Source organism: Clostridium sp. UBA3061 (assembly GCF_002367465.1).
In the GTDB taxonomy this organism is placed as follows: Bacteria; Bacillota; Clostridia; order Clostridiales; family Clostridiaceae; genus Clostridium_J; species Clostridium_J sulfidigenes.
Genome location: NZ_DFCF01000002.1, coordinates 74,674 through 93,588 on the forward strand (window position 1 = coordinate 74,674; position 18,915 = coordinate 93,588).

Consider the following 18,915-nt stretch of genomic DNA (forward strand, 5'->3'; position numbering starts at 1 on the left):
GGAGAACTAAATTATGTCTAAATATAAATATAAGGCTATTAGCTCTAAGGGTGAAGTTATTCAAGGAGTACATGAATGTAGGAGCAGGGAAGAGGTACTTAACCTTATGGTATCCAGTGGATATTCACCACTGTCCATTGAGGAAGCTATAGGCAGTAAGGAGATTATTCTAGGAAAGAAAAATAAGGTTAATAACAAGGATATTTCTATATTTTGTAGACAACTAGCTACAATGATAGAAGCTGGTGTTTCCATAACTAATGCCATAAGTCTTTTAGCAGAACAAATACCTAATAAGAAGCTGAGGGAAGTCCTTGTAAAAGTAGATGAAGATATAAGAAAAGGTGAAGAGTTATCGGTAGCCATGGGTAAATACTCTAATGAATTTCCAACCTTACTTATAAGCATGATTCAAGTTGGTGAACAAAGTGGTACCCTAGATTCCATCATGAATAGGATGGCCACTTACTATGAAAAGCAAACAAAGATGAATGGTAAATTAAAAAATGCATTAATCTATCCAGGCATATTAGCCACAGTAACAGTGTTTGTGGTGGTATTTATTTTAACTTATATAATGCCAATGTTTATGGATATGTTTGAATCAGCAGGTTCAGACCTTCCGGCCATGACAAAGATAGTACTATCCCTAGGAGATGGTATAAGGCATTACGGTATATTAATAGGACTTATTATTGTAGGTATAGTGGTAGGCTTTAAATATTATACAAAGAGAGTTGACTCTGGAATTTATATGTACAGTAAATACAAATTGAAAAAATCTCTCTTTAAAGACTTGAATCAAAAGATTGTAGTATCAAGATTTGCAAGGGGACTATCTACAGTTTTAGGAGCTGGACTATCCATAGCCAGCTCCATAGATGTAGTATCTGCAGTACTAGAAAATAAATATGCAGATGTAAAATTAAAAACAGTAAAAGAAAGAATGTTAGCTGGAGATACACTATCCGATGCCATAAAGGAATCACAGTTATTTCCACCAATGCTAGGGTCCATGATAAAAATTGGAGAAGAAGCTGGAGAACTAGACAACATCCTAAGCAAAACAGCTGACTTCTACGACGAAGAGCTAGAAAGAGCAATAGAAGCCTTCACCACAATCCTAGACCCAATAATGCTAGTGATAATGGGAGTAGTAGTAGGATTTTTAATAATCTCCATCCTAACTCCAATGTTTGAAATGTACAACGTAATGTAAAAAGGACAAGCCTATCTTTTAACTAATATGAATAACGACTTCATATTATCTGCGCTCAATCGTTTCGGAACCTTGATTTACTAAAGGCCCTGATAATGAGAAAATCTAAAATACAACAACTCGCATGCGCTCAAACAAGTTGTATTTCTTAACGATTTTATCATTCTCATAGCCTAAGTAAATTCAAGAACCCTGCAAATGGTATTCGCTCATATAATATTGAAGTCAAATATTCAAAATTATTTAAAGCATAGTCAAAACAAAATAACAGGTCTAACCAGGGGAAACCCTTTAGAAATAAATAGAAATAATTAGGAGGTCATTTTAAATGATAAAAAGAGCAAACAACAAAAAGAAAAAAGGTTTTACACTAATAGAACTAATCATAGTTCTAGCAGTAATGGCAATCATAGCATTAATAGCTATACCAAACTTCGCAGCAGTAAGAAATAACTCTAAGGTTAAAGCAGATAAACAAAGCTGTGCAACAATTGAAAGAACAGTATTAATGTTAGTTTCAGATGAAACAATTAGTTTAAAAGATTCTACTAAGCCAGGAACAATAGAAATGACATTCCCAGGTGCAAGTCTAACCCTAACTGATGTTGCTGAAAAGGAAGCTGATACTGTAAAGAAGGCATTAGCAGAAGTTAAAGAGCCACAAGAAAAAGATAAGACTAAATATATTATAACAATTGATACTGAAGGTTCTGTTAAAGCTGTAACAGGTCCAGTTAAAGAAGTAGAAGAAGGAAAATAAGGATAATAAAAAATAATGTCATAGTTTATGAAAATAACTAAAACAACCCACAAACATAAGTGTAAAGTCACCCTTTACACTTATGTTTCTAAAAATAAATAAAACATTTCTCTACATACTTAAACACCACTTACATCAATGATTAAACCATGGAAGAACATAAAAAGCTAAAAATATAAAAATTCTAGAACCTATACATAACCACTAAAATAGTAAAAACACTGCAAACCATTGATATTACAACAAATAGTTAACTAGTTATATATAGAAAAATTTAAATAGCTATATATTTAAATAGGTTTATAGTTTTATAGAATCATAGCCAAATAGTTAAATAGACCTATAGTTTCATATTTCAATAGGTATATAGATAAATATTCAATTTAGGAATAATGAAGAAAGATTTCAATTGTGACAATGTAATTTAATGATGAAAAAGTAATATTATTCATAGTATTTCTCGGGGAATAAAGAAGATATATGAAAATTAATAGAAGTAATGAAAGAAAAATAATGAATTTGAAAGTTATCTAGGGTGCTAAGTTATTAGAGCCTTAGTGTATATAAAATAGATATAAATATTGTTAATTAAACATAAAGGATTTGAAGAAGAAGGGAGTGCTAATTTTGAGTTTGTTTAGTAAATCTAAGGTCAGTGAAGAATTAAAGAATAAGGAAATTCAAGTAAATATAGATGATGGTACCTTGCTAAATAAGGAAGGTTATAATAAAGGCATTGATGCTGAAAATTCAAAGAAGGAATCCATATGGAACAGAGATATAAAGTTACAGGATCTAAAATTTAAAAGAATAAAAAAAGTTGATGATAGTAAACCGGCTAAGCCTAAGAGTATAAGGCTTGTGAGTCTTGACATAGGCTCTAGTGATATAAAAATAGTAGAGGGACAAGTTAAGGGTGGAAAATTAAAAATTTATAATATGAGGAAAATAAAATCTCCAGAGGATATTATTCAAGATGGGGAGCTTTTTAACGAAGAATCTATCTTACTTAAGTTAAAGGAAGAAATGAAAACCTCAAGGGTGAGAACTAAAAATATAGCGTTAGTTTCCTCATCATCTACAATCATAAGTAGAGAGATTATAGTTCCTTATGTGGAGAATAATGAAGAATTAAAAACCTTAGTTAATTATGAAATAGAGCAATTTCTAGCTATAAATTTAAATAACTATGTAATTCAATTTATGAGATTAGAGGAAGTTATAGTGGATGAGGTAAGAAAGGAAAAGATATTTACTATTATATATCCTAAAAATCTCATTGAATCCTATAGAAACTTAGCTGAAAAACTACTTTTAAATCCCTATGCTTTGGATATAAGTAACAACTCCATAAGAAAACTAAGCAGCATTGCAGATATATATAATGTAGATTTAATAAATAAAGAGGAATCCATTTTGTATTTAGACTTAGGTTATAAAAGTGTAGATTTATCTATAGTTAATAATAACAATTTAGAATTTATAAGGGTTATGCCCATTGGTGGAATAGAAATAGATAAGTTTATAGCGGATTTAAATGGAATTTCTATGGAGGAAGCAGAGGAAATAAAGAAGACTCAGGTTGAAGTAGGAAAGCATAGGAAAGAAAATCAGCTTAATGATGGAGTAGTAGAAGTCATAGAGGGTTGGCTAGAGGATTTAAATAGAATTATTCAGTTCTATACTAATAAAAGTAATGGGAAAAAGATAAGTCATATATATTTATACGGTGGTACTTCTAAGTTAAGAGGAATAGATGAGTATATAGCTTTAAAGACTGGCATAGATACTACAAAAATAATTACAGCTAACAATATAGAATTTAGTAAAAATGTAAATACAACAACCATTGAAGAGTATGTTAATGCATTAGGTGCATTAGTAAGATTGTAGGTGAGATTATGAATGATTTGAATTTTTTCTATGTGGATACAAATAAAGAAAGCGATGCAGGAGTAAAAAAAGCAATTTTTAGTGCAGCAGCTATAGTTGGGGCAGGTATTATAGTAACCTTGTCATTTAATACTTTTGGAATTTATAGAGCTGAAAAATCAATAAGTGATCTTAATAATAAAATTAATGAAGAAGCTTTTGTAGAAAGTTATAAGGAAAGTTTAGAGGTAGCTACAGAGAGAAAAACCTTTTCTACTTATAATAGTAAGTTAAATGAAATTTTCCATGGCATAATCGATAGAAATAAATTAAGTCCAGACTTTATTGAAGAGATAAATTATACCCTTCCAAAAGAGGTGTATTTTAAATCTATGAATTTTGCAGCAGGTTCTATAGAAATAAATGCTTCAGCTACAAATAGAGAGGCTGTTGCTGAGTTTCAACATAATATGAATAATATTGAATTCATAGAAGAATCTCATATAGGTGGAATAGTGTCAGACTTAGGTGATGGTGAAAAAGAAGTATTTACCTTTACTATGACCTGTAAACTAAAGGAGGCCTACTATAATGAAAGTAAGTAAAAGAGAAAAATTTTTATTAGGAGTGTTAGTCCTCATAATTATATGTACAGCATATTATAAGTTGGTTTATGAAAGACAATATGCTAAATTGCAAGAAATTAAACAGGAAGAATCAGAGCTGAATAAGAAATATAATGAGATGCTTTCCAATATAAATACTATTACAAAGAATAAAGGTGATATAAAAATATTAAAGGGTAGTATAGGTTCAAAGTCTATGCTGTTATATCCTAAGATCTATCAAGATAGAATAATAATAGAGCTAAATAAACTATTAAATGATGCTGGAATTAAGGGAAGTTTAACTTTTTCAGAGGTTACTGTTTCTCCAATAGAAGCTTATTTTTCAGAAGTAGCAGACCCTAAGGAACAAGCATCCCTAGAGCAAGTAGTGGAGGAGTCTAGTAAAGAAAAGACCAAGGAAGATGTGGAAGAAAAACTAGAGGAAACTAAAGAACTTGGAGAAGATCAAGCTACTAAAAGAGATGAAGGAGAGTCAACTGGAAATAAGGTAGAGCAAATGAAGGTATCTGTATCCTTTAATGGTACCTATAAAAATGTGGCTAAGTTTGTAAAGCTAATATCAGAATATGAAAGAATTTTAGCTATGCCAAATATAAATATAACAGCCTCTGGGAATGATGAAGTCTCTGGAACTTTAGATTTAGAATTTTACTCCATACCCAAAATTAATCCTTATGAAGATTCAAAGTACTTAAAATGGACTTTTGACGAGGAGTATGGAAAGGAAAATCCTTTTTTAGAAGGAAATCAAAGCTCCATGGCATCAAGAACTAGTGAAGGAAATAATTATGTTCTAATCATGGCTTTAAAGGGTGTGAATTCAGATTTACCAAGTTTAACTTTAGGTAAGGAAAATGATTTAACAAGAGAAAGTTATATATATAATGATGAAAATAAAAAGGTAGATGTGGAAATTGAAGTAAATAAGGAAGGTGGTAAGTACTATATTAAGTACAAAACAGAGAAATCTAGCTATCCATCAGATTATAGTAAAAATGGTATAGAGCTTAGGAATGTGGATGAAGAAAATATAAATATTGCAATATACTCATCTAAACGTATAGGTATTGATGATAAGGTAGGAGCAAATATAAAGGTAATAAATAATGCTAATGATAAGAAAGTTTCACTTACTATAATTGATGATGATAAAACTAGTCCAAGGGTGCAAATAACACCAGAAGGAAAGGTGGAGTATGTTAATAAATAAAGTTACTAAATCTAGAAAAAGTAAGAAAGGTTTTACTCTTCTAGAGGTAATAATTAGCTTTGCTCTAATTTCAATTATTCTTATTCCTATAGCTAATTTAGTACTAACCTCTGTAAAAATAAATAAATCTACAGAAAATAAACAACAGGCTAAGGCGGTACTTCAGGAAACTATAGAAAATATTAAAGCTATAGATAATTTTTCAAGTGCTTTATCAAAGCCTTTAAATAATGGCATTACTTTAAGTGAAGCTACATGGGAAGAAAATAAATTAATATATTCCCTAAGTGGGGAGATAAATGGATTTTCCATAGAGGGGTCTATAAAAGAACAGACCCAGGTCATTAATAATAAGGTTAGTGAAATGGAAGTCGATAGAACTATATATTTTCACCACAGGTCCATATCCATATCAAATGGTAAGGAGGTTATAGGAGAAGCTATAAAAAAACTATCAGATAATTTAGCTACACCATCAGAGGAAGTCTTTATTGAAATGAAAGAAGCAGGGGAGATAAATGTTACTTATGGGGGAAGTATCATTGCTATTCCTAAACCAGAAGCTAAGTCATTACTTATATGCTTAAATGAAGACAGTGAAAAGAAGTTAAATTTAAGTGTAGAAAATAAGAGCCATACAGAAAACTTAAAAATATATCTATTTAATGGGGAAAAAGTATCTGAAAGGCAAGATGTAATAATATCTAAATTTAATGGACAAATAGAATTAATCGAAGGGGTTCAACATAGTGATGATGTTATCAATGAAAAGTTGTACTTTGTAGAATTAAGTGCTAATAAAGATGGGGAAGTAGTAGAAAATATGAATTTAGAACTACTTAAGTAGAATAACTAATTAAAAAGGGGTTTTAATAGAATTATTAAATTAAGAGGAGGGAGAAGATGAGAAAAAGAAAGACTAAAGGTTCATCTATGTTACTTGTAATAGCTGTGTTTGGTATATTAGCTACCTTAGCACTGGCTATGCTAGGAGCCACCTATGCAAACTATAAGCTAAGAGTAGAAGAGAACAATAGGGTTAAAAATCTCTATTCTGCTGAATCGGGAATTGATAAGGCCTACGCTAGAATCACTAAAGTAGTAGAGATAGCTATAGAGGAAGGCATAGCGGCAGGTAATAAGGAGACTACAATAAAGAAGCAAAATGAAATTTTCAAAGGGGTTTATAAGGATTATATAGATGATAATCTTATAGATTACGTATCTGGAGAATATGTAGTAAATAGTAATAAGGCAGAAGTTAAGTGTGAGTTAAAAGCTCCAACAGTAAAAAAAGAGGATTTAGATTATAAAATTGTTACGTTAACTTCTACCTATAAAGATGATAAAGGCAAAGAGAGGGTGGTGAGTGTAGCTTATAATTTAGTTACACCGGAAGCGTATAGAATCCTTGATAAAGCCGATGGAAACACATCTAAATTAATAAACTATACTCTAGCTGCTGATGGAAACTTAACTATTGCTACTGATTCATCCAATGTTAAGGAAGGTAAGGTAGAAGTGGACGGAAACCTTTGGATTCAAGGTTTACGAAGTGAGGATATGGCTAAAGCTCCAACGGTAGATAAGTATAAGGGCGGAATTGAGATAAACAATACTGATATAGAATTTAAAGGACAAGTTAACACCGCTGCTAATATTACTATAGACAAAAGTAAGGTAAATTTTAAAGCAATAACTTTAGAGGATAAAGAAGTTGATAATAAGGTTTACGCTGAGAATATATTTTTAGGTAGTTTAGCAGAAGGTGATGTGGATAGTGGTATAGATGTAGATTCCAGTAAGGCAGAGCTATATCTAGCTAACGATTTAGTTATAGGAGCTAGTGATTCAAAAATTAATATAAAAAACCTTTATGGTTTTAATGATTTAAATATTGCTTTGCCTACAGACAATGGACAGGTTGTTAGGGGTTCTAGCTCTATAATAATTAATTCCATGAAGTGGCCTAATAATAAGGGTAATTTAACAGTTAGTGATAGTGCCTACCTAATGGGTTCTGCTTATATAAAGACTCATAGAGAGCCCTATCAGACAGGAGAGTCTGTAGCCTTAAAGGGGAATTATAAGGCCTATGCCAAGGATTCTAATGGGAATTATAAGAATAGCCAATATGAGTATTTAGATCCCTTAGTCCTTATAACGAAAGATGCAGAAGGACAACCTTTAAATGTGGTAGATAAAGCAGAGCACTTTGTGGATTATAGTAATTCAAGTGATGAAAGTATAAGAGCAAAGGGAATATCCCTTCCACAGAAAACCTATACTGCTGGAGCCTATATTTCAGGAGGAAAAGCCCATGGAAATTCAGTGAACCTTAATGAAAAAGAACTTGATGCAGTAAAACACATGAGGGAAAGGTTTGTACAAGCTGTTTATTATATGGGAAACGAAGACTTTGATGTGAATAAATTTCAACAGGGTAAGGCTATTTATACTGTAGAAAATCAAATAAACTGGGATGGTGTATCTTCATTAATTGCTAATAGGGGTAACATTATTCAGTTAGAAAATATGGTAATTCTATTAAATGATGATGAAAATAGGGACATTGAAATTAATGATGATAAGCTTATCTTAAGACATGAAAATAAAGAAGCAACCTATAATAAAGAATTCAATAGGGACGAATCTAAAGATATAACTTATATAGTGGTGACAAAGGGTGATGTAAATTACAATGGAACTAAGGATTATAAAGGTACCATTATATCCTTAAAAGATATAAATATAAAGAATTCTAAGGGTTTAATAGGAACTGCTAAATTATCAGAAGATGAGATAAAGGATAAGAAGAATAAGGGTGTATTAGATTTTATCTTTACTCAAGGTAAAAACTTAGTAACAGAGAGAACTATACTAGCTACAAATTTGATTACAAAGGAAAAATGGACACTAGAAAAATAAGTTATAAGGTAGTGGGATTATGATTTTAAATAGAAAGAAAAAAGGAGTAACCTTAATAGAATTAGTGATAGCATTAGGACTTTTAGCTATAGTTACTTCATTCATATTCTCCTTTTTCTTTTCTAATGAAAGAAAGCTAGAGGAGATAAACACTAGATCAGACCTTCAATATGAAGCTAAGGTTATTTTAGATAGTATATCTAAACATGCCATGGCAGCTACTAAATGTAAAGTGGACAAAGAGCTTGATGGTACTGTAAAAACTATAACCTTTTCAAAGGTTGAAGATGATGGCACAGTAACTGATGAGGGAGCTGAATTTATCATTGAAGGATATAATGTTTATCTATCTACAAAAGAGGATGGTAAAAGGCTTATTGGTTCACATTTACATCATATAGAGACTTCAGATGACGTTTTAAAGAGTATAGAAATTAGATTGTCATTAAAAGCAGAGGATATAGATTATTCAGTGAAAGAGAGTTTTTTATTTAGAAATAGTCATAAGAAGTAATGAATTAAGCTTCATTGGGAATAAAGTTCCCTATAAGGCAAGGAAGTCTCTTAACAACCTACTAATGGTGATGGAGGTGGATAAAATGAAAAAAAGAATCGGTTACAAAGCAATATTATGCATAGGGCTTATTCTCTGCATGACAGCTACCTTAGTAATGACTTCTGCATCAAATGCCAGTGCCGAAGTAGCAACAAAGCCAGCCTTTGAGGTAAAGATAAATTCAGTATCCCCTGAATTCCCTAAGGTAGGAGAAGATATTACTGTCAGTGGAAAAATAATTCCTAAAGACTTTGAAGCTGAAGTTCCAGCTAAAGAAATAGTATTGGTACTAGATGTATCTGGGAGTATGGCGGACAATGTATATGTAAATGGTAAATCCTCTACAAAGATAGCAGAATTAAAAAAAGCAGCAAAGAACTTTGTAGATAAAATGAAGGATGTGCCTAATTTAAAGATTGGGATAGTAGCCTATTCAAGTAATGCCAGTATTAAAAAAGTAGATAAAGAAATATTAATAGATGCCAATAAGGTAAATGAGCTGAAAACAGTTATAGATAATTTAAAGGCTGATGGAGGTACTAATACTGGGGAAGGCTTAAGAAAAGCTGCCTACCTACTTAGTACATCTAAAGAGAAAAATGCAAATAAGACAGTGGTTTTAATGTCTGATGGAGTACCAACATTTTATTCTTACTATTATTCATATTATTATAAGTATTTTTATAAAAATATAGATGATAGCAATCCGAAGTTTGATGGAAAAGGTAATGAATTTGATGATGATGCAGTAGAATATGCAAATATTATAGGGGAGCGTATAAAGGAATCTACAAACAATGTATTTTCTATAGGTTATGGTTTAGGAAATAAGAATAGTGAAGCCAATAAAACACTAAAACAAATCCATGAATCTATGGGAGGTAAAGAAGGTAATTTCTTTGCATCTGATAATGGTGCTATAGACAACGTATTCCAGAATATAGCTACAGAAATCTTAGCTTCCTATGCCATTAGTAATGTAAAAATGGATATGAATCTTAAATCAGGATTTTCTCTAAAGGTTGGAGGAAATAAAGTAGATATTGATAATGTATTATATAAAACTGATGGTAAAGTTAAAGATGGCAAGGTTACCTATACAGCAGATCCTGTGCCCTTTGAATTTGTAATTAAAAGTGGAGTAACGGGACAGCATGAACTCTTTGCAGGGTCTACAGTGAGTTTCCCTTGGAAGGATAATGAGATTATAACTGCTCCAGTACCTAGTATAAGCGTTAATATAGATAAAAATGAATTACCTAATATTAAGGCTAAGTTAACAAGCCCAAGTGAAGTAGAGGCATATCCAGGAGAGGAAATAAAGGTAACCTATGATATTAAACCTGAAAACTTTGTATTTCAAGATAGTGAAAATGAGTCAACTTCTAATGAAAAGGAAATTGTTTTTTTGCTAGATACTTCAAAAAATGGGGGAGATAATTATCTTGATGATTCAAAACATTTATGGAGTGGATTATTAAATGATTATAATAAGAAGGACTCTATGGCCAAATTCGGATTAGTAACTTATAGTAATACAGCTGAAATAGAATCAGAACTTACAGATGCTAAGGATATAAAGAATGAATTGAAAAATGTAACATCTTCATCATCTACAGAAAGAAACATTGGTAATGCTCTTGAAATGGCAGATAGTATTTTAACAAATGGAAATAAATGGGCAACGAAATATATTATAATTTTAGCTGCAGGAGATGTTAGCTATGATATAAATAAAATTAATGCTGTGAAAAATAAAGGATATAGCATTATATCCTTGAAATTAGGAACATCAGGAAGTGATGAGATTAACAATACCAAAAGCTTAAAGTGGATTCATAATGAGTTGTGGGGAATTGAGGATGATTACTTTAATGCTGTTAGAGAAAATGGTGGTGCTCTCAATAATAAAGTTAAAGAAATTGCATTACGATTATCAACAAAACGATATAAGTCATATGTATTTGGGGATGTTAAGTTGAATTTTAATATAGGTGATGAATTTGACGTAGTTTCAGGACTTAAATCAGTAGAAAGTAGTAGTTCCTATAATTATGCATTAGAGATACCAGAAATTAGATATACCTATGATGTTGTTAATAAAATATATAAAGCTAGTGGGTCGCAGGTATCCTTTATAATTAAGACAATGGAACATGGGGAACTTAAGTTTAAGGATAGTAACACTATTACTTATACAAACCTTATAGGGGAAATGGCGAAATTCAATATAGAAACTCCTACTATTATTGTTAGAGGACAAACAGATATACTTCATGGAATCTATAATGGGTATGACAGTAAAACTGAAAAATATAATATAGACACAGAGGAAAGAACTTTAGCAAAAGAAGCAACAGTAACCTTTGGGGCTACCTTTGAAACCTATAGTAGTAAGGCAAATATCGGACTTAAGGTACCAAGTAACGCAAAGATTCAAGACACTCCTAAGGTATACAAAGTAGATGAAGAAGGCAATCTTAAGTTATTAGGAGACATGATTATGAATTCTACAGATTCATTATATTCCTATACCTTAGGTGGAAATGTAGGTAAGGATGATAGTATTATTGTGCTTTATACAATTACCTTACCTAAGGATGAAGGCGCCTATGAAAATATAATTTCTGTTGATGGAGTTGAAGCTCCAGCTAAATTTAATGTTGGGAAGGAAGCTTTACCAGATTTATTTTAAAATTTTAGTATAAATATACATTATCTCACTATAATTTTTTAATTAATTATAGTGAGATAATGGAAAAATTCTCATTAGTAATGTATAATTATTATATAAGTCGATAAATTTCTACAAAATTTAGAAAATAGGTTAAAAGTTTTCCTTGACAAACATACTTATTTTAAATAAAATAGGTGTAATCAATTAATAAATTATGAATAAATAACTCATATATCCCTTGAATATGGCAAGGAGTTTCTACCGGAAACCGATAAATTTCTGACTATGAGTAAAAGTAATCATGTTATAGATTTCATTGAATTTATGGACATGCTTAATTTTACTTGTATGTACATAGTATGAACTCTAATGGAGTTATATTATGGGTTGAAAGTGAATTAAGCATGTTTTTGTTTATGTTTTAATTAAATTTAAAATATAAACAAAAACTATGTTAGAGAATTTAATACAATAATTTTAATTGATTTCAGATTATAAGTATAACTAAAGTTAATTATAAAGAAAATAATATAGAAGGAGAGGATTTAAATTATGGCAAAGATATTAAAACAAGGATACACTTTTGATGACGTATTATTAGTTCCAAATAAATCTGAAGTTTTACCAAAGGATGTTAGCTTTAAAACAAACTTAACTAAAACTATAGCTCTTAATTTACCACTAATAAGTGCTGGAATGGATACAGTAACTGAAAGTAAGATGGCAATAGCTATGGCCCGTGAAGGTGGAATTGGAATTATCCATAAGAATATGTCTATAGAAGCTCAAGCAAGCGAAGTAGATACAGTTAAAAGACAAGAAAATGGAGTAATTGTAAATCCATTCTCCATAGGAAAAGATAATGTTATACAAGATGCATTAAACATAATGTCAAGATATAGAATATCTGGAGTGCCGGTAACTGAAAATGGAAAATTAGTTGGTATAATTACTAATAGAGATATAGTGTTTGAAACTGATTATAGTAAAAAAGTAAGTGAAGTGATGACTAGTGAGAATCTAGTTACTGCAAAAGAGGGAACAAGTATTGAAGAAGCTAAGACAATACTTGCAAAACATAAAATTGAGAAATTACCTTTAGTAGATAAAGATTTTAATCTTAAAGGATTAATTACTATAAAGGATATAGAAAAGGCTGTGAAATTCCCTAATGCTGCAAAGGATGCTTCAGGAAGATTACTTTGTGGAGCTGCAGTAGGAGTTACAAAGGATATGATGATAAGAGTTGATGCTTTAGTTAAAGCTCACGTAGATGTCATTACTATAGATACAGCACATGGACACTCTAAAGGTGTTATAGATGCAGTTAGAGAAGTTAAAGAAAAATATCCAGAGCTTCAAGTTATAGCAGGTAATATTGCAACAGCAGAAGGTACACGAGCTTTAATAGAAGCTGGAGCAGATTGTGTTAAAGTTGGTATAGGACCTGGATCTATCTGTACTACAAGAGTAGTTGCAGGAGTTGGAGTTCCTCAACTAACAGCAGTTATGGACTGTGTTGAAGAAGCAGAAAAATCAGGAGTTCCAGTTATAGCTGATGGAGGAATAAAATATTCAGGAGATATCGTTAAGGCATTAGCTGCTGGAGCAAAAGTTTGTATGATGGGTTCAATGTTTGCTGGTTGCGCCGAAGCACCAGGTGAAATAGAAATATATCAAGGTAGAAGTTACAAGGTATATAGAGGAATGGGTTCTTTAGGAGCTATGGCAAACGGAAGTAAGGATAGATATTTCCAAGAAGATAACAAGAAATTAGTACCAGAAGGTGTTGAAGGAAGACTTCCATTTAAGGGTAGCGTAGTAGATACTATATACCAATTAATTGGTGGTATTCGCTCAGGAATGGGATATTTAGGATCAGCTACACTAAAAGATTTATATGAAACTGCAAACTTCGTAGTTCAAACTTCAGCTGGATTTAGAGAAAGTCATCCACATGATATAGTAATTACTAAGGAAGCTCCAAATTATAGTGTAAATCAATAATCTAAGAAGGAGAGCTTAATTTATGGATAGAGAATTAGTATTAGTTGTTGACTTTGGTGGTCAATATAATCAATTAATAGCAAGAAGAGTAAGAGAGCATGGAGTATATTGTGAGATAATTCCATATAGTACTTCTGTTGAAAAAATAAAAGAATTAGATCCTGTTGGAATAATATTTACTGGTGGCCCTAACAGTGTTTACGGGGAGGGTGCTCCAAGAGTAGATAAGGAATTATTTGATTTAAACATTCCTATCCTAGGAATCTGCTATGGTGCTCAGCTTATGTCCCATGTTTTAGGTGGAGTTGTTAAGACTGCTACTGTTAGAGAATATGGAAAAACTGATGTTAACTTAAACACAGATAATAAATTATTTAATGGAATAAAAGAAAAACAATGCTGGATGAGTCACACTGACTTTATAGAAAGCGCACCACAAGGCTTTGAAATCATAGGTCATACAGATGAGTGTCCTATAGCTGCAATGGCGAATGTAGAAAGAAAACTTTATGGGGTTCAATTCCACCCAGAAGTTCAACACACTTTATTTGGAACAGAAATGCTTAAAAACTTCTTATACAATGTATGTGAAGTTAAGGGAGATTGGTCTATGTCTGCCTTTGCAGAAGAAAAGATTGCACAAATTAAAGAATTAGTAGGAGATAGAAAAGTGCTTTGCGCTCTATCAGGTGGAGTTGATTCATCTGTTGCAGCAGTACTTGTTCATAAAGCAATAGGTAAAAACCTAACTTGCGTATTTGTAGATCATGGTCTACTTAGAAAAGATGAGGGAGATCAAGTTGAGAAAATCTTTAGAGAAGGCTTTGATATGAACCTTATCAGAGTAAATGCTCAAGAGAGATTCCTTGGAAAACTTAAAGGTGTTTCTGATCCAGAGAGAAAAAGAAAAATCATTGGAGAAGAATTCATCAGAGTTTTTGAAGAAGAGTCAAATAAACTTGGTAAAATGGATTTCTTAGTTCAAGGAACTATTTATGCTGACGTTGTAGAAAGTGGAACTAATTCATCAGCTACAATTAAGAGTCACCACAACGTAGGAGGACTTCCAGAGGACATAGAATTTGAACTAATAGAGCCATTAAGAGAGTTATTTAAAGATGAAGTAAGAGCTGTAGGAGAGGAAATTGGAATTCCACATCACTTAGTATGGAGACAGCCGTTCCCAGGACCAGGACTTGCAATAAGAGTACTTGGTGAAATTACAGAAGAGAAGCTACACATAGTAAGAGAAGCAGATGCTATATTTAGAGAAGAGGTTGCAATTGCTGGCCTTGAAAGTGAAATCTGGCAGTACTTCGCTTGCTTACCTAATATAAGATCAGTAGGAGTTATGGGAGACGAAAGAACCTATAGCCATACAGTAGCCTTAAGAGGAGTTACATCTTCTGATGGAATGACATCAGACTGGGCAAGAATCCCTTATGATGTACTAGATAAGGTATCTAGAAGAATTGTCAATGAAGTTAATGGAGTAAATAGAATTGTATATGATATAACTTCAAAACCACCTTCAACTATAGAGTGGGAGTAATATAAATATTCTAATAGATTAGATATTACTCTATCAACTCCTTGACAGAGTAATATCTTTTCTTAAACCCTAATGTATTTATACATGTTATCATGTTTAAATAAATCACACCCAAAGAAAGTAGTTATAAGTTTCTATATAATATAGAAATTTCATAGCTGCTTTTTTTATTTATAAATAATATACAATGTAAGTATTAATTTATAACTTATAGTGTTAAAAAATAAAATAGTAGAATTATTTATTGAATTTACAGCAATATTTATAAGTTATAATGGCACAAATTTTCTTACACAATAATACCATAATATTGTAAAGGAGATGATTAAAAATGGCTTTAGAAATCCACGATCATAACAGAGATGACCAGTCTTTATATGATGAATGTAAAGAACATGTTTATTATCACGTTATTTTAACAATGAGAGACGGAAGCATAGTAGATGGAATAATTGAGAATGTAGATGGAGATCGCGTTACCATGTTAGTGGGTGAAGATGTAATGGAGCTAGATGATGAAAATCAATATGATCAGCAACGACAATATAACCCTTATGGACGTCCTAGAAGAAGACAAAGACGTTATAGACGCAGAAACTTCCCACTTTTAGATTTAGCTAAATTATTAATAGTACCATATCCACCTTATATTTCTCCATATCCATATTACACCCAATATCCAGGTCAGTATATTAATCCATATTATCCTTTTTAATAAGGAATACTTAAACATCAGTAGTTTTGATTTTTTATAATTAAATAAAGACAATATTCAAGAGTATTGATGGAATAAAATTATCCCCAAAGTAGTTATGAAGTTTCTATATGAATTAGAAATTTCATAGCTACTTTTTTATAAAAAATCATAATTGGCATTTGACAATAACTTAAAATGGCAGTAATATATAATTAGCAAATGCCAATAATGAGAATCACATAAAAGAATAATTAATAAAGAAATGAGGAATGGAAAATGAAAATAGCAGTTTCAGCAGAAGGAAAAACTATTGTAAATTTACTTGATATGAGATTTGGAAGATGTGAGTATTTTCAAATTCATGATACTGAAGGTGGAGAAATTAAAGTTTTAGAAAACCAAGGCAAAAATGCTAGTGGTGGAGCAGGTATTTATGCATCTAATCAATTAATTGATGAAAACATAGATGTTATTATCACAGGAAATCTTGGACCTAATGCTTTTGAAATCATTGAAAAATCAGGAGTTAAGGCATATAAGTGTGATGGTATAGTTATAGCTGAGGCTATAGAAAAATATAAAAAAGGTGAACTTGAAGAAATAAAAATGTCTGGTCCTGCACATCACGGAGCTCACTAGATTGGAGATGAATAGGTAGTGAATATAGCAGTACTTAGTGGAAAAGGCGGTACAGGAAAAACCACAGTATCTACTAATCTTGCTCTTGCTCTAAAGGCAAATTATATAGATTGTGATGTGGAAGAGCCTAATGGTTTCTTATTCCTAAAGCCTACAGTAGATACAAAAGAAAAAGTAATGGTAGAATATCCAATCATAGATGATAACAAATGCACTAACTGTGGAGCTTGTGTAAAAGCTTGTCAATTTAATGCTCTAGCAAAGGTTAAAGATGATATTATGTTGTTCCAAAAGTTATGTCATGGTTGTGGAGCATGTGAAATTGCATGTAAATATGGTGCTATAGCCTATGGTGAAAGAGAAACGGGTAAGGTTGAAAAAGGATCAGTAAGAGATATAAACTGTAGCAGAGGTGTTTTAAATATAAGCGAGCCAATGGCAGTGCCTGTTATTAGAGAATTACTTAATGGATTATCTAAGGGAACTAATTTAATAGATTGCCCACCTGGAACTTCTTGTAATGTGGTAAATTCTTTGAAATATGCTGATGGGGCAATACTTGTTACAGAGCCTTCTGAATTTGGTCTTCATGACTTAAAGATGGCAGTGGAACTTGTGAAAATGTATGATATTCCCTTTGGCATAGTTATAAATAAGGATGATGGAAAAGATAACATAGTAAAAAAGTATTGCAAAGAAGAAAATATAGAATTAATAGGAACAATTACCTATGATAAGGCTACAGCAGTACTTTATTCTAAGGGTGAAATACTTTACGATTATTTAGTTCATAAGAAGATATTTGATAAGCTTTCAGAGGGAGTAAAGGAGGTGCTATCTTGGAATTAGTAGTTTTAAGTGGAAAAGGTGGCACTGGAAAAACCACCATTGCAACAGCTTTAGCTGAACTTGAAAAAGATGTATTAAGAATAGACTGTGATGTAGATGCTCCCAATCTTTATCTCTTTTACAAGGGAAAAGATATTGAAAAAGATGAATTTGTAGGTGGAAAAAAAGCATCAATAGATGAAAGCATTTGTATTAAGTGTGGTAAATGTGAAGGTGTTTGTAAATTTAATGCCATAGAAAACTTTACTATAAATCCATTTCTTTGTGAAGGCTGTGGAGCATGTACATTAGTGTGTCCTGTAAATGCAATAAAACTAGAGGATGAAAAGACAGCAGATACCTTCATTACAGAGCTAGATAAAGGCATAATTTCAAGGGCAGAAATGGGTATAGGCAGTGATGGTTCAGGAAAATTAATAACTGAATTAAGAAAAAATGGTAAGAGATTTAATAAGGATGAAAAGTTAACTATAATTGATGGCTCACCAGGTATTGGATGTGCTGTTATAGCTTCAATAACAGGTTCAAATGCAGTTTTAGTTGTAACAGAGCCTACAAAATCAGGCCTTGAAGATTTAAAGAGAGTAGTACAGCTGTGTAAACACTTTGGAGTTTTTACTATGGTTTGCGTAAATAAATTTGATATAAATGAAGAGGTTACAAAGGAAATAGAAAACTTTATTTATGAAAATCAAATAGTTTTAGTAGGTAAAATTCCTTATGATGACATGGTTATGAAGTCTATAAATGAATTAAAACCTATAACTTTCTACAAGGATAGCATAGCTGAAAAAGCTATTGAAGCTATGTGGAGTAATATGACTAAGTATATATTAAATTAATATATTAAATTAAAATTATTTAGGTAAAATAAAAGGAGGAATTTTTAATGAAAATAGCAGTTGCAAGTGATGAGAAATATGTAAGTGGACATTTTGGACATTGTGAAGGATTCACAATATATGAAGTAGAAGAGGGTAAGTCTTTAGAAAAAAGCTTTACTCCAAATCCAGGACATAGACCAGGATTTCTTCCAGTATTTTTAAGAGATTTAAAGGTAAATGTTATTATTGCAGGTGGTATGGGAGAAACAGCACAAGATTTATTTAACGAAAATGGAATTGAAGTTGTAGTTGGTGCACAAGGACTTAGTGATGATGTAGTTCAAAAATTTGTAAATGGTGAATTAAAATCAACAGGTAGCGTTTGTACAGAACATCAACATGAAGGTCACTGTAACGAATAATTATTATAAAATGAAAATATTTAGTGGCAAACCCCTGCATATTCATTTTAAATGTTATAAATGTAATAGTATAA

The 18,915-nt window shown here is 31.4% G+C and carries 16 protein-coding genes and 1 riboswitch; all 16 genes read left to right on the plus strand.

Annotated elements, in window-relative coordinates:
- The first annotated feature begins 13 nt into the window (after positions 1–13).
- Entirely contained in the window at positions 14–1,219 is a 1,206-nt protein-coding gene (locus tag B2P65_RS00585) for a type II secretion system F family protein (RefSeq protein WP_346878426.1), read from the plus strand.
- Positions 1,220–1,547: 328 nt separating this feature from the next.
- Complete coding sequence (locus B2P65_RS00590; RefSeq protein ID WP_346847193.1) at positions 1,548–1,979, plus strand: type II secretion system protein; 432 nt, start codon at positions 1,548–1,550, stop codon at positions 1,977–1,979.
- A 627-nt stretch (positions 1,980–2,606) separates the two neighbouring features.
- A complete protein-coding gene (gene pilM, locus B2P65_RS00595; RefSeq protein ID WP_346879415.1) occupies positions 2,607–3,872 on the plus strand; it encodes a pilus assembly protein PilM in 1,266 nt (421 codons plus the stop codon).
- A gap of 8 nt (positions 3,873–3,880) precedes the next feature.
- Entirely contained in the window at positions 3,881–4,456 is a 576-nt protein-coding gene (locus B2P65_RS00600) for a PilN domain-containing protein (protein ID WP_346879416.1), read from the plus strand.
- The gene (locus B2P65_RS00605) at positions 4,443–5,690 is read left to right on the plus strand and encodes a type 4a pilus biogenesis protein PilO (protein ID WP_346879417.1); all 1,248 of its coding nucleotides are present in this window, start codon (positions 4,443–4,445) and stop codon (positions 5,688–5,690) included. Before B2P65_RS00600 ends, B2P65_RS00605 begins: the two co-directional genes overlap by 14 nt.
- Complete coding sequence (locus B2P65_RS00610) at positions 5,677–6,537, plus strand: type II secretion system protein (protein WP_346879418.1); 861 nt, start codon at positions 5,677–5,679, stop codon at positions 6,535–6,537. Before B2P65_RS00605 ends, B2P65_RS00610 begins: the two co-directional genes overlap by 14 nt.
- Positions 6,538–6,593: 56 nt before the next feature.
- On the plus strand, positions 6,594–8,618 hold the full coding sequence (locus B2P65_RS00615) for a hypothetical protein (protein WP_346879419.1): 2,025 nt from the start codon (positions 6,594–6,596) through the stop codon (positions 8,616–8,618).
- A 19-nt stretch (positions 8,619–8,637) separates the two neighbouring features.
- Positions 8,638–9,132 carry a prepilin-type N-terminal cleavage/methylation domain-containing protein gene (locus B2P65_RS00620; RefSeq protein ID WP_346877703.1) on the plus strand — a complete coding sequence of 165 codons (495 nt, stop codon included), beginning with the start codon at positions 8,638–8,640 and terminating at the stop codon, positions 9,130–9,132.
- Between the two features lie 85 nt (positions 9,133–9,217).
- Entirely contained in the window at positions 9,218–11,869 is a 2,652-nt protein-coding gene (locus B2P65_RS00625) for a VWA domain-containing protein (protein WP_346879420.1), read from the plus strand.
- 189 nt (positions 11,870–12,058) lie between these two features.
- Positions 12,059–12,157, plus strand: a riboswitch (purine riboswitch).
- Positions 12,158–12,403: 246 nt separating this feature from the next.
- Positions 12,404–13,858 carry an IMP dehydrogenase gene (gene guaB, locus B2P65_RS00630; protein WP_346847201.1) on the plus strand — a complete coding sequence of 485 codons (1,455 nt, stop codon included), beginning with the start codon at positions 12,404–12,406 and terminating at the stop codon, positions 13,856–13,858.
- A gap of 22 nt (positions 13,859–13,880) precedes the next feature.
- Positions 13,881–15,410, plus strand: coding sequence for a glutamine-hydrolyzing GMP synthase (gene guaA / locus B2P65_RS00635; protein WP_346877705.1), 1,530 nt, complete (start codon positions 13,881–13,883; stop codon positions 15,408–15,410).
- A 331-nt stretch (positions 15,411–15,741) separates the two neighbouring features.
- A complete protein-coding gene (locus B2P65_RS00640; protein ID WP_346847203.1) occupies positions 15,742–16,125 on the plus strand; it encodes a hypothetical protein in 384 nt (127 codons plus the stop codon).
- Between the two features lie 258 nt (positions 16,126–16,383).
- Positions 16,384–16,746, plus strand: coding sequence for a NifB/NifX family molybdenum-iron cluster-binding protein (locus tag B2P65_RS00645; RefSeq protein ID WP_346879421.1), 363 nt, complete (start codon positions 16,384–16,386; stop codon positions 16,744–16,746).
- Between the two features lie 18 nt (positions 16,747–16,764).
- Positions 16,765–17,595, plus strand: coding sequence for an ATP-binding protein (locus tag B2P65_RS00650; protein ID WP_346878436.1), 831 nt, complete (start codon positions 16,765–16,767; stop codon positions 17,593–17,595).
- A complete protein-coding gene (locus B2P65_RS00655; RefSeq protein ID WP_346866819.1) occupies positions 17,586–18,437 on the plus strand; it encodes an ATP-binding protein in 852 nt (283 codons plus the stop codon). The genes B2P65_RS00650 and B2P65_RS00655 overlap by 10 nt, the downstream gene beginning before the upstream one ends.
- A gap of 47 nt (positions 18,438–18,484) precedes the next feature.
- A complete protein-coding gene (locus tag B2P65_RS00660) occupies positions 18,485–18,841 on the plus strand; it encodes a NifB/NifX family molybdenum-iron cluster-binding protein (protein WP_150845361.1) in 357 nt (118 codons plus the stop codon).
- The last annotated feature ends 74 nt before the right edge of the window (positions 18,842–18,915 follow it).

Bases quoted from the DNA above. Each gene is read 5' to 3' on its own strand.
- B2P65_RS00620 (WP_346877703.1), top strand. From the start codon at position 8,638: ATGATTTTAAATAGAAAGAAAAAAGGAGTAACCTTAATAGAATTAGTG.
- B2P65_RS00600 (WP_346879416.1), top strand. From the start codon at position 3,881: ATGAATGATTTGAATTTTTTCTATGTGGATACAAATAAAGAAAGCGAT.
- guaB (WP_346847201.1), top strand. From the start codon at position 12,404: ATGGCAAAGATATTAAAACAAGGATACACTTTTGATGACGTATTATTA.
- B2P65_RS00645 (WP_346879421.1), top strand. From the start codon at position 16,384: ATGAAAATAGCAGTTTCAGCAGAAGGAAAAACTATTGTAAATTTACTT.
- B2P65_RS00590 (WP_346847193.1), top strand. From the start codon at position 1,548: ATGATAAAAAGAGCAAACAACAAAAAGAAAAAAGGTTTTACACTAATA.
- B2P65_RS00640 (WP_346847203.1), top strand. From the start codon at position 15,742: ATGGCTTTAGAAATCCACGATCATAACAGAGATGACCAGTCTTTATAT.
- B2P65_RS00625 (WP_346879420.1), top strand. From the start codon at position 9,218: ATGAAAAAAAGAATCGGTTACAAAGCAATATTATGCATAGGGCTTATT.
- B2P65_RS00610 (WP_346879418.1), top strand. From the start codon at position 5,677: ATGTTAATAAATAAAGTTACTAAATCTAGAAAAAGTAAGAAAGGTTTT.
- B2P65_RS00615 (WP_346879419.1), top strand. From the start codon at position 6,594: ATGAGAAAAAGAAAGACTAAAGGTTCATCTATGTTACTTGTAATAGCT.
- guaA (WP_346877705.1), top strand. From the start codon at position 13,881: ATGGATAGAGAATTAGTATTAGTTGTTGACTTTGGTGGTCAATATAAT.
- B2P65_RS00660 (WP_150845361.1), top strand. From the start codon at position 18,485: ATGAAAATAGCAGTTGCAAGTGATGAGAAATATGTAAGTGGACATTTT.
- B2P65_RS00605 (WP_346879417.1), top strand. From the start codon at position 4,443: ATGAAAGTAAGTAAAAGAGAAAAATTTTTATTAGGAGTGTTAGTCCTC.
- B2P65_RS00585 (WP_346878426.1), top strand. From the start codon at position 14: ATGTCTAAATATAAATATAAGGCTATTAGCTCTAAGGGTGAAGTTATT.